We start from the raw sequence: 10,935 nt of genomic DNA on the forward strand, positions 1-10,935 counted from the left end.
GAATTCCTCACCCCGGAATTATAAACTCGATCTGAGTGTATTCCCCAATTTCACTCTCGATCCTGACAATATCTTCTCTTCCAACAAAAATTCTGATTCGCTCGATGGTCCCCCACAGACCAAAGCTTTCTGTATCTGATTGTATCCTATTCTCCTTGTTTGTTGAAGTGAGTTTTTTAATTTCTTCCTCGCTCATTCCAACGCCAGTGTCCCTTACAAAAAGATGTAACTCATTCCCCTCAAGGCGACTGGAGATCTTGATGCTTCCCTTCTCTCCCTTAAGGCGGATACCGTGATAGATACTGTTCTCCACAAGAGGCTGCAGAATCAGCTTAGGCACCACGAAGTCCCTGGTGTCCTCAGCAATATCATACTCATCCTCAATAATATCGCCGTATCTTAACTTCTGCAGAGAAAGATAATCCTTAACAATCTGCACTTCCCTTGAAAGCGGGATCTCCCTGTCGCCCTTACTTAAGAAGTTCCTGTAAAAGCTGCCCAGTGTTTCCAGAGCATCATGAACCTTGTCCGCCCCGGAATCCAACGCCATAAAGCCAATGGTCTCAATTGAATTATAGAGGAAATGAGGCTTTATCTGTTCCTGAAGCACACGCATTTCCGCCTTTTGCAAGGTCTTTTCCTTGTCGATCAGTGTCTCGATCAGGTTGTTAACGTGATCGATCAGGTCGTTGTAATCTCCTTTTAAAAGATCTAACTCTGAAGAAGGCACTTCAACGTCAATCTTCTTAAGATCTCCAGACTTCTTGTTATTCTCCATGGATGCAGAAAGATCCATCACTGGGTCCGTAATGTTACGCCTAATGAAGATTCCAACGAACATGGCCATCAGCACGAATATCAAAAGAAGTCCCAGGAGTACATAGATGATTCTGAAAGGAATACCCTCAACGCCGTAGTCGGAAACCTTGATAAGAACAATAGGCGCATCTCCCACCTGGCATCCGGACACCAGAACCTTAGAACCATCGATTCTCACATTTTTATGAATAATTCTCTCGGATGCAAAATCCTCAGAGAAATAATCTGCGTAGTTTTTATTACCTGCAAGAAAAGAGCCATCGCTTCCCATAATGCAGATATCGTTGTAGCCAAGCTTATTGAGCATTCTATCAAAGATAACAGGAGACAGATTCATAAGAAGGACGCCCATTCTCCTCTGGCCATCGATGTCGTAGATGACTCGGCCAAGAGTCACCATGTTCTTGTTACCTGCTTTGGTAGCAACACCATTACTGTTAAGGGATGCGACCACGGCTCCGTTGGCATCATAGATGTCCCTTCTCCATTCATCTGTTTCCAAAAGATCCGTATCAAACTTGTAGGTAAAGCGGTTGGTGCAAACCATGATCAGGTCCTCTCTAAAGATCATGACGCAGTCCACACCCTCAGTTACATTAAGCACATCCATAACGCCGTATCTGGCATCATTGGTCATGCCCATGTCCACCACATCCTTATCTGCCCTCAGAAAAGTCACCAGTCTGTCCTCAGTCATGATGATACGAGACAGCTCTTTATACTTCCTAAGATCAGAATCCACGTTGCTGGACAAAGTTCTAAGAACGCTCTCCGACTCACGAAGACCATAGTCCCTACGTTCCTTTTCTGCAATTAAATATGTGGATATTAAAAAAGAAAGTGTCACCACAAGAACAAGTCCAAAGATGACATTCTTAAGACTCCTGGACAGCGATATTTTCTTGTCCTTTTTGATAAAAAAATGTTTCCCCATGCTCTTCCCCCAGGTTGATTATAGCATAAATTGAGCCGGATGCTAGCGCACCCGGCTCTTCAATAGCTCTTTTATCATCCCTTAACAGCACCGGCGATGAAGCTGGCCTGGATCTTGCGGCTTAGGAAGATATACACGATCAGGGTTGGGAAGGTGGCAATTACAAGTGCAGCGCCGATTGGACCCCAGTCAGTTGTATACGCTCCTGACAAAGCCTTGATACCTACAGGAAGTGTCCTGTGCTTACTGTCAGAAATGAATACGTTGGCAAACATGAACTCGTTCCAGCACTGAAGGTATGAGTAGATACCTACTGTTGATACTGCGGGTTTCATAAGCGGAAGGATGATCTTAAAGAAGGTTCCAAAAAGACCACATCCGTCGATTCTTGCGGCCTCATCAAGGGCCATAGGAATCTCCACCATAAAGCCTGTGCAGATCAGGATCGCCATAGACAGCGCAAAGGCTGAATAAGGAATGATCAGTGTTGTGTACTTGTTAAGCCAGTGAAGTCTGGACATAACTACGTATACAGGAACGATTGAAGCCTGAAGAGGAATTGTAAGACCAAGCATGAAGAATGCGTTGGTAAGCTTACTTAATTTCCACTTGATTCTGGTGATGGCGTAGCAAGCCATCATGGCTGCCATCAATGAAATTGCTATAGACATGGTTGTTACAAACAAGCTGTTAACAAAGTACAGCACCATGTTACCTGTGCCAAGGGCCTGGGTGAAGTTACTCCAGAGCCATTCCTTTGGAAGACCTATTATGTTCTCACCAAAGATCTCGGCATTTGATTTAAGGGAGAAGGTGAACATGAAATAAATCGGAAAGAGATTTATCAGCGCCCATATCCCTAAAAATATTCCCACGATTATGTTAATGATGGGATTAGATTTTTTTACAACGTAAGATTCCATATCACTCATCCTTTTCTCTAAATGCTGCAGTAATTAAAAGCGCGAAGGCGAAGCACAAAAGTATCAGCATAACTGAGATCGTACTTCCCATACCATATCTGTTTCTTAGGAACAGCATGTTCTCGAGGATAGTACTTGGAACCTCTGTCATCTGGAAAGGTCCGCCCTCTGTAATGATACGAACAAGGTCGTAGGTCTTAAGTGAACCGGTTACTGCAAAGATTACACTTACTCGGATAATAGGCTTGATGATAGGAATTACTACATATCTATCTACCTGCCACTTAGTGGCTCCATCCAGCATTGCTGCCTCTCGAAGATCGATATCAACGCCCTTAACTCCGGCATACATAAGAAGCATGTGGTAGCCAACGTACTGCCAGATAGTAGGAACAAGGATACTTCCAAGGGCTGTCTTAGGATCAGCAACCCAGATGTGCTTAAGCTGTCCAAGATTTACTGCATCAAGGAATCTATTTAATACGCCGTAATCAGGATTGTAAATTTTGAGCCAAAGCTGACCAATAACTACAGTTGAGATAAGCACAGGCATAAAGAAGATTGAAAGATATGCTCTGTTAAGTCTTGTCTCTGCTCGTCCAAGAAGAAGTGCCAGCAAAAGAGCTAATGGCAACTGAACAAACACTGAGAAAAAGGCCAGTATCAAAGCGTTTTTAAGCGAAGTCATGAATTTGATAGAGCCGTTGGTAAAGAGCTCCACATAGTTGTTAAAACCAATGAATGTTCCTGGAGAAAAGCCGTTCCAGTCATATAAGCTCCTGTCGATAGACACTGCAATAGGAGCGATCAGAATTCCCACAAAAAGGAGGAGACCTGGTAAAAGAAATACGAATATAGTTAATCCCCTTGCTATATCAGCTTTCTTTTTTTCCTTCTTTTTTCTTTTATCGTCGTTCATACACTACCTTCCCAAAATCTTTTTTTGTTTTTTGTAAAAAGAACTGTCTTAGATAGCTCTTTTTACATCAAAAATCTCAAAAACTTCATAAGAAACCTCCCTGCTCTTCCCGAAGGAAGAACAGGAAGGATCAATTATTTCACTAACTTATTCAGTTACAGATTACTGGATATCCTTAGCAAGACCTTCGATAAACTGCTTACCATCGAGCTGGCATCCATAAACCTGATCTACATATGAAAGATATGTGTTAGCTGAATCTGCGCTCATAGCTGTGTCGCCGAAAAGAACGAACTTGTCAGCCTTTGAAACGATCTCAGATACAGTCTGTGTAAGCTCGTTAACTGAGCTTGTGTCGCCGTATGGTGTCCATGCTGGAAGTCCGCATCCATCAAGGTATCCATAGTGGCAGATGAGCTTACCAAGCTCGAATGCATAGTCAGCTGCTCTCTCTGCGTTAGGTGAAGAAGCTGCTACTGCAAGTGTGTCTGATGGTCCACCGATGAGCTGTCCAAGGCTAGCCTGATCAGCGTTGATAACTGGGAACTCACCAACTTTTACCTTAGGGAAGAACTCTTCGTTAGCTGCGAAATCTGCACAGTTCCATGTTCCGTTCATGTAGAATGCATACTTGCCAGCCATGAAGTTGTTCTTAACTTCGTCGTTTGTAAGGCCTGCGCCTGATGGATCGAAGTATCCGTTTGTTACAAGGCTCTGGAATGTATCAACAGCGTCAGCAACGCCCTGATTATCCCATGTTGCTCTTCCAAGGAAGATATCGTTAAGTGCATCTGCGCCTACGCTCTTCTCGATAACTGACTCAAGGTACTCTGTTACGCACCATGTCTCCTTACCAGCGCAGCCGAAAGGAATGATTCCTTTTGCCTTAAGGGCATCGCAGCACTCGATGAACTCATCGTATGTTCCAGGAATCTCTGTGTAACCAGCCTCTGCAAGAAGGTCCATGTTAGCGAAGAGACCAACAATGTTCATTGTTGTAGGAACACCGTAGTGCTTTCCATCGTATGTTGTGTTTCCAAGCATGCTCTCTGGAAGCTCATCCTTGTAGTTCTGGTAAGCATCATCAAGGCAATAAACCTTATCAGCAGCTACGAAATCGCCAAGGAATGCACATGACCATGTAAAGAAGATATCAGGCATCTCATTAGCTGAAACTGCAGCTTTGATCTTAGTCTTGTAAGACTGGTTCTCGAATGCTTCCCATGTGAATGTTACTTCAGGATGTGCAGCCTGCATGTCTGCGATAGCTGCCTCGTAAGCGTGACGGTTAGAGTCACTCTCAGTTGCGATACACCACATGTTCAATGAAATAGGTTCGTCAGATGATGTCTCTGCTACTGTAGCATCAGATGCAGCAGGCTGTTCAGCGGCTGGAGCCTCTGTAGCAGCGTCTGTTGCAGGAGTTGCAGTATCTGCTGGAGCAGTCTGCTGTCCACAAGCAGCAAGAGAAAGTGTCATAACACCCGCCATAACAATTGAAGCCAAACGTTTAATCTTCATTTTCACACCTCTCCTTATTAAATTGAAAAAAGTTGTGGCAGTTTTACCTGCCGGTTTATCAAAAGCGCTAGCAGCTTTAGATTCGTAATTAAGTGGCCGGAGTATTAGTTGTTACCGGCTGTCTTGGAAGAAGAATCAACTAATGTATCATCAACGTCCTTAGTCTCAACAACAGGCCATGGATAGTCGATAACCAGCTTGTTGTCGGCAATAGTATAGTAAAGAGTAGCATCTTCGAAGCGGTCCACATACTTAAGATAGATAGCCTGCTTCTCAGTATCCACAAAATAGTAACCATAGAAAATTCCGTCCTCTGAGAACTTACCATCCTCAGTAAAGACATACTCCCAACCGTTTTCCTGTTTCCAGTCGCCTACGATACCATCTGGAGTTCCTTCTCCTGTATAGACGTAAGTGGATTTCTCATAAAGGATCTTGTCAGTACCATCGTCTGTATAGCGGAGCTTAACTGTAAGTCCGTCTTTAGTCTTTAAATATATAAAGGAGTCATCCTTGGTGTAGGAAAACTTCGCTCCCTTATATACACAAGTGCCATCGTCGTAAAAGGAAAGAATCTCCTCAGTAGGTTCGTGGACGTATGCAAGACTCTCGGTTTTCTTAGCACATCCTGAAAGCATTAACGAAAAAACACATATTACAAACACATATAGGGGGGTTGTTATTTTTTTCATACTCGATTCCTTCCTTTTCACAATATCAATATAACGTACATATTATTTGTATTGAATAGAAATCTTTTACTTCTATAAGCACTTTTTTTACTTTTTGTACATAAAAATTTTATATATGGCAAAAAAATTGTGCACTATTTTAGGCTGCCCTAAAATAATGCACATAAACATAAAAAATATTCACAAAGCAAATTTCTGTTGATATTGCTCTCTAGTTATTTTTTCCTTCAAAGCAATCTGAACATAGTAGGTAATCATCAACATCACAAAGGCTCCGATCCAGGCTGCCACTTCAGACATGGCAATCCCTCTAAAACTTGCTCTACCCAGAGTAAAGCCCACAGACAATCTCATGATAACCTCCAGTGCTCCGGATAGCATTGGAACAAAGGTGTTGCCAAGACCCTGAACAGAATTGCGATATACAAAGAGCCAGCCCAGTGCCAGGAAGCATGCTCCAAGAACCGGCATAAAATCTGCACAATAGCCAATGGTCTCTGCATCTGACAAGAAAACCATTGCCAGCTTGTCAGGAATAAATATCATGGCAAGAACTAGTGGGATATTGATGACAGTGGATATCATAAGGCCCTGTCTTACACCCTTCCTGATCCTGTCGTACTCGCCAGCTCCCATGTTCTGGCCAACAAAGGTCATCATTGAAAGACCTACCGACATTCCAAACTGTTCAAAGAGCCCTGAAAACTTCATGCAGGCTGAATAGGCTGCCACATACGAGCTTCCCATAAGGTTAACGAAATACTGAAGGATCATGGCTCCAGCAGCAGTAACAGAATTCATAAGGGCTACAGGAAGACCAATAGCTATCAGTTCCCATTTAAGCTTGCCGTCTTCAATCTTTTCTTCATCGTTGTCTTTGCCTAATATAGATAGCTTTTTTATCTTATAGAAACAGATGCACAGTGACACAGCCTGAGAAATCACAGTGGCGATGGCCGCTCCTGCCACTCCCACCTTAAGGCCCATGATCAGCGTAAAATCAAGAACGATATTAGTAAGAGATGATATGATCATGGCTATCAGCGGAGTCTTGGAATCGCCCAGGGACTGGAGAATCGTGATCTCCAGATTGTTAGCCACAGTGATCATGATGCCCCAGAGGATTACTATGAAGTAGCTGTAAGCATCATGGTATATGTCATCTGGCGTACTCATAAACGTCAGCATCCAGTTAAGGGACAGCACGCAGATTGCTGTAAATATGGCTCCTGTGAATAGGCTGAGCTTCTTGGCATTGTTGATATAGGCTTTTAAAAGAGCTATATCTCCCTTACCAAAGCTCTGGGAAAACTTAATCCCAAAGCCCCTTGTCATTCCAATCACAAAGCCAAATATCAGGAAGTTCAGAGTTCCTGTGGCGCCAACTGCGGCCAGTGCCTTGTCTGAGATTCCCTTACCAACTATGATACTATCCACAAGACTATAGACCTGCTGGAAAAGATTCCCCCATAAAAGAGGAATAAAAAACAGTATAATCTGCTTTAGGCTGTTTCCAGAAGTCATGTTCTGTACATTTTGTTTTGCTTCTTTCATGGTACCTTTGTAACCTGCTTCTTTCCTTACAAATACTACAGTTATAATCATTTTCGCGCACAGTTTTTCTCTGTCTGCTTAATCAATTTTATAACTGCATTTCCCATAAAAGAATCTGATTTCTGCTATCTTTTGCCCAAATTTTGTGGTGTTAGGAAGACAGTTCTAAGCCCCCATCCCCTTCAACTACTTTTGTGCACCGGGGCAGCCCCCACAGGTTCCATTTTGCGGCGTAAGAGAGTGCTGATAATTTAAGAGCTTTTCAAAAGCGGTTCGTAATCCTGTCTGCGAATTAACCTGTCTGAGGCAAGGCTCCAAGATTCTTCGGCAGGTGATTTTGATCTGGCTCATTACAAAAAAGGTGCACATTTTCTCAGATGCTTCCGCAGGCTTTCTTTCAATGCGCATGCTGCACGATAACTACTTGCAGGGCGGATTATATTACATGGCAATTGGAGCCTTGCTCCATAGGCAAAATAAAAAACGAGCATTTCCAAACTCCTTGAGCTTGGAAATCTCGTTTCTTATTTGCCGTAACCAGCGCTTTGCGCTGTTGCCATGTAATATAATCTTTTCGCCCTGCTTCAGACAATCGTTCGCATGCGCGGGAAAGCCTGCCATGGAAGCATTAGAAAATGGCACTTTTGTTGCCCATACTCGCCAGCATCAAAACACCCTGCCGAAAATCTTGGAACCAGCCGAGTTTTAATTCGCAGGATGAAAGAACTGCCTTTTGAAAAGCCTTAAATTACAGTGCTCGAACCACCGCAAAATGGAACCTGTGGGGGCTGCCCCGGTGATGGAAATACTGATGGGATGGGGCTGAGAACTGGGCGCCTTAGAATTCCTAAGTGAGGCGTAAGATGCCTTAATCTGCAACCTGGACGATGCCGCCGTCCTTGATGGTGATGGTCATGCCGGACTTTACGTAGGAGAGGAACTCTTCACCAAGGCTGTCGATGGTTGGCATCTTGGCATCGGTCCAGATATCTGCTAAAAGAACTCCTGCTGCCCCGATAGAATCTATAGGGTTTGCAAAGAGCATGCAGGCTGGCTGTCTTCCATAGTCTGCTGCAGTAAACAGGATCATTCCACCTGTGGTTGAGCCAATGGTCTGGGGTATGCAAAGAGCTACGCCGGCCATGGGCTTTTTGTACAGGTCTTCGTTGTTCTGATCAGAGCAGGTGGCTTTTTTATCTCCTGTAAGAAAGCTGGTCTGATAGCTGGCCAGAGTGTTGAAGCCCTTATGTGAAACCAGGGCTGTAGCACTGCACTGTCCTGGGATTACTACTCTTCCTTTAAACTCTTTCATGTTCAAATCCTCCCCTTTCCTGTGATCATATCCAGTATCTGCTCATCGCGGTAGAACCTGCAGGATGTGTAGGTCCTAAGCTTGTTGGAATTGGTGATGATAGGAACTGAGTGAACAAGCGGATTATCGCAGTACATAAGTGGGCAGATGTAGCTAAGAGTAAGATGAATCTCTTCTGCCATGCGCTCTTCCTTGCTGCCCTTTATGGCTTCCAGGACACCTGGAGCTGCTGTAAGAACTGTAGGGATTGTGGTGGTGTTTCTGCCATTTTCCTTGGTCTTTTCGTAGATGTCGTGAATCCAGCCCTTAAGCTCGTTGGTTGATAAGTGAGGGCATCCTATAAAGCACATCTTGGGCTTTGCGTCCTTATTCTTCCAGATGATCGGATAGCTGTCGATAACTCTCTGGATCTCCTCGTCGTCGATGACATAGGTCTTGGCATCCGGGGCTATGAGCTTATCGCCCAGCTCTGCTGCCTCTGGTGTAAGACCATCAATGTGATAAAGACCTACTGCGCCGTTGGAAGCAGATGCAGCGCCGAAGTTCTTTAGATAATCGCATACTGAAGGAGTTAGCTCTTTTCCCAGGAAATCGGAAAGACCGTAGACGTAAGGTACATCCTCCATGACCTTCATGCCGATGGCTGAGCCAAGGACCTGGGCTGGTGGGAGCTTTTTGGTCTTAACTTCTATTCTCCAGGTAGCTTTTCTTCCTTCATCCGTAAGAAGACCGAACTTTGGAACGCAGCCAAGAATGGAACCAAAGAGCTCGATGATACCTGAGTTACGGTTGCAGCGGGCGCCAAGAACTGAGTTGGCGTAAACTACCGCTGAAGACTCTGCCCAGCTAAGAACATCGCCCTTCTTAGGCCTGTTGCCCTGCTCGTCAAAATAGCAGGCGCAGGAGAAACCGTCCTTACTCTTAAGGCCCAGTTTGTCCAGCTGCTTTTCATATCTCTTTTGTTCGGAATACATGAATTTGTAAAAGACAAGGTCCTTGATGGGACCTGAAGGAACGTTCTTATCCAAAGGACGTGGGTCCATGGTGAACTTCTGTTTAGACACAACACCAGCTTCAATCAGCTGATCCATAAGCTTGTACACAGGGTCGATAACCTGTAGTCCAAAGCTGGTTACAAGATGGCCGTACTTACCTGTTACAGGCGCCATTTCCTCTGCGCCAAAGAGCTCGCCGTAGCGCACAAGCGTCTCCATGATCTTGGCGTAGGTTTCCCCCCTCTTGCCATCGAGGATTTCCTGCTGCTCGTTAGTTAGCTTCATACCTATCTCCTCCTGTAGTGTGAAATTACCCATATATTCACACTACATTAGGATTGGTACTATTTCAAGATGATATATTTGTTATTGTGTTAATTTGTGAATTGATCTGATCAGATTTCTTGATCACTGACTTTTTTGCAGATTTTATAAGCTCTTTTTTCTTAAGAGTTGGAAGATGCTTGATGTGCCACTCACGGCTCATGGCTTCTTCCTTGGTGTCGAAGGTCTCAAAATAGACCAGCTTCACCGGAAGCCTTGGCTTGGTGTACTTGGCACCCTTCCCTGCGTTGTGGTCACTGATGCGTTTTTCCAGATCGTTGGTCCAGCCGCAGTAAAGGGTGTTGTCGGCACATTCAACTATATATGTGTAGTTAGATTTTGTGGTCTTACTTTTGTTCATTGTCTAAAGGTAATCTCACCTGTTGTAGAATCCATTGCATCAACTATTGCAAGAGATTCAAGTTTGTAGCCTAAGTTTCTGATTATCTGTCCGCCTGATTGGAAGCCTTTTTCTATAGCTATACCAATGCCTGCCACAGAAGCACCTGCACTGTTTATTATAGATATAAGTCCCTGAAGTGCACATCCGTTAGCCAGGAAATCATCAATAATAAGAACCTTGTCATTCTCATTAAGGAACTTTTTGGATACGATGACGTTGTTCTTATTCTTGTGGGTAAAAGACTCCACTTCTGCAGTATACATCTCACCATCCAGATTAACACTCTTGGATTTTTTGGCAAATACCACAGGAACATTAAAATGTCTTGCTGCCACGCAGGCAATACCTATACCTGATGCTTCAATAGTGAGGATCTTAGTAATCTCAATGCCCTCAAATCTTTTGGCCCATTCTTCGCCCATCTTATCAAAAAGCTCAACATCTAACTGATGATTTAAGAAACTGTCCACCTTAAGGATGTTGCCTTCTTTAACAACACCATCTTTTGCAATTCTCTCTTCAAGAAAATTCATCTTTCT

Annotated in this window: 10 protein-coding genes; all 10 read right to left on the reverse strand. The window is 43.9% G+C overall.

The features are described 5' to 3' along the window. Nucleotides 1-7: 7 nt before the first annotated feature. A complete protein-coding gene (locus T541_RS0107420) occupies nucleotides 8-1,753 on the reverse strand; it encodes a sensor histidine kinase (RefSeq protein ID WP_026652100.1) in 1,746 nt (581 codons plus the stop codon). Between the two features lie 74 nt (nucleotides 1,754-1,827). Next, nucleotides 1,828-2,676, reverse strand: a complete 849-nt coding sequence (locus T541_RS0107425; protein ID WP_026652101.1) for a carbohydrate ABC transporter permease — start codon at nucleotides 2,674-2,676, stop codon at nucleotides 1,828-1,830. Nucleotide 2,677: 1 nt separating this feature from the next. Further along, on the reverse strand, nucleotides 2,678-3,595 hold the full coding sequence (locus T541_RS0107430) for a carbohydrate ABC transporter permease (RefSeq protein ID WP_081779893.1): 918 nt from the start codon (nucleotides 3,593-3,595) through the stop codon (nucleotides 2,678-2,680). A gap of 162 nt (nucleotides 3,596-3,757) precedes the next feature. Then, nucleotides 3,758-5,116, reverse strand: a complete 1,359-nt coding sequence (locus tag T541_RS0107435) for an ABC transporter substrate-binding protein (protein WP_026652103.1) — start codon at nucleotides 5,114-5,116, stop codon at nucleotides 3,758-3,760. 104 nt (nucleotides 5,117-5,220) lie between these two features. Then, on the reverse strand, nucleotides 5,221-5,808 hold the full coding sequence (locus T541_RS0107440) for a hypothetical protein (RefSeq protein WP_034466406.1): 588 nt from the start codon (nucleotides 5,806-5,808) through the stop codon (nucleotides 5,221-5,223). Nucleotides 5,809-5,988: 180 nt separating this feature from the next. Then, nucleotides 5,989-7,362: an MATE family efflux transporter gene (locus tag T541_RS0107445; protein WP_026652106.1), complete on the reverse strand. Its 1,374-nt coding sequence runs from the start codon at nucleotides 7,360-7,362 to the stop codon at nucleotides 5,989-5,991. An 868-nt stretch (nucleotides 7,363-8,230) separates the two neighbouring features. Next, complete coding sequence (locus T541_RS0107450) at nucleotides 8,231-8,674, reverse strand: aconitase X swivel domain-containing protein (protein ID WP_026652107.1); 444 nt, start codon at nucleotides 8,672-8,674, stop codon at nucleotides 8,231-8,233. Between the two features lie 2 nt (nucleotides 8,675-8,676). Continuing rightward, nucleotides 8,677-9,954, reverse strand: coding sequence for an aconitase X (locus T541_RS0107455; protein WP_026652108.1), 1,278 nt, complete (start codon nucleotides 9,952-9,954; stop codon nucleotides 8,677-8,679). 64 nt (nucleotides 9,955-10,018) lie between these two features. Then, nucleotides 10,019-10,354: a GIY-YIG nuclease family protein gene (locus T541_RS19125; protein ID WP_051538146.1), complete on the reverse strand. Its 336-nt coding sequence runs from the start codon at nucleotides 10,352-10,354 to the stop codon at nucleotides 10,019-10,021. Further along, nucleotides 10,351-10,929, reverse strand: coding sequence for a xanthine phosphoribosyltransferase (locus T541_RS0107465; protein WP_026652109.1), 579 nt, complete (start codon nucleotides 10,927-10,929; stop codon nucleotides 10,351-10,353). Before T541_RS0107465 ends, T541_RS19125 begins: the two co-directional genes overlap by 4 nt. Nucleotides 10,930-10,935: the final 6 nt, after the last annotated feature.

Source organism: Butyrivibrio proteoclasticus P6B7 (assembly GCF_000622085.1).
Taxonomy (GTDB): domain Bacteria; phylum Bacillota; class Clostridia; order Lachnospirales; family Lachnospiraceae; genus Butyrivibrio; species Butyrivibrio proteoclasticus_A.

What these genes read in the sequence shown, in the direction of transcription:
- T541_RS0107435 (WP_026652103.1), bottom strand. Translation starts at nt 5,116, where the DNA reads ATGAAGATTAAACGTTTGGCTTCAATTGTTATGGCGGGTGTTATGACA.
- T541_RS19125 (WP_051538146.1), bottom strand. Translation starts at nt 10,354, where the DNA reads ATGAACAAAAGTAAGACCACAAAATCTAACTACACATATATAGTTGAA.
- T541_RS0107420 (WP_026652100.1), bottom strand. Translation starts at nt 1,753, where the DNA reads ATGGGGAAACATTTTTTTATCAAAAAGGACAAGAAAATATCGCTGTCC.
- T541_RS0107425 (WP_026652101.1), bottom strand. Translation starts at nt 2,676, where the DNA reads ATGGAATCTTACGTTGTAAAAAAATCTAATCCCATCATTAACATAATC.
- T541_RS0107455 (WP_026652108.1), bottom strand. Translation starts at nt 9,954, where the DNA reads ATGAAGCTAACTAACGAGCAGCAGGAAATCCTCGATGGCAAGAGGGGG.
- T541_RS0107440 (WP_034466406.1), bottom strand. Translation starts at nt 5,808, where the DNA reads ATGAAAAAAATAACAACCCCCCTATATGTGTTTGTAATATGTGTTTTT.
- T541_RS0107445 (WP_026652106.1), bottom strand. Translation starts at nt 7,362, where the DNA reads ATGAAAGAAGCAAAACAAAATGTACAGAACATGACTTCTGGAAACAGC.
- T541_RS0107465 (WP_026652109.1), bottom strand. Translation starts at nt 10,929, where the DNA reads ATGAATTTTCTTGAAGAGAGAATTGCAAAAGATGGTGTTGTTAAAGAA.
- T541_RS0107450 (WP_026652107.1), bottom strand. Translation starts at nt 8,674, where the DNA reads ATGAAAGAGTTTAAAGGAAGAGTAGTAATCCCAGGACAGTGCAGTGCT.
- T541_RS0107430 (WP_081779893.1), bottom strand. Translation starts at nt 3,595, where the DNA reads ATGAACGACGATAAAAGAAAAAAGAAGGAAAAAAAGAAAGCTGATATA.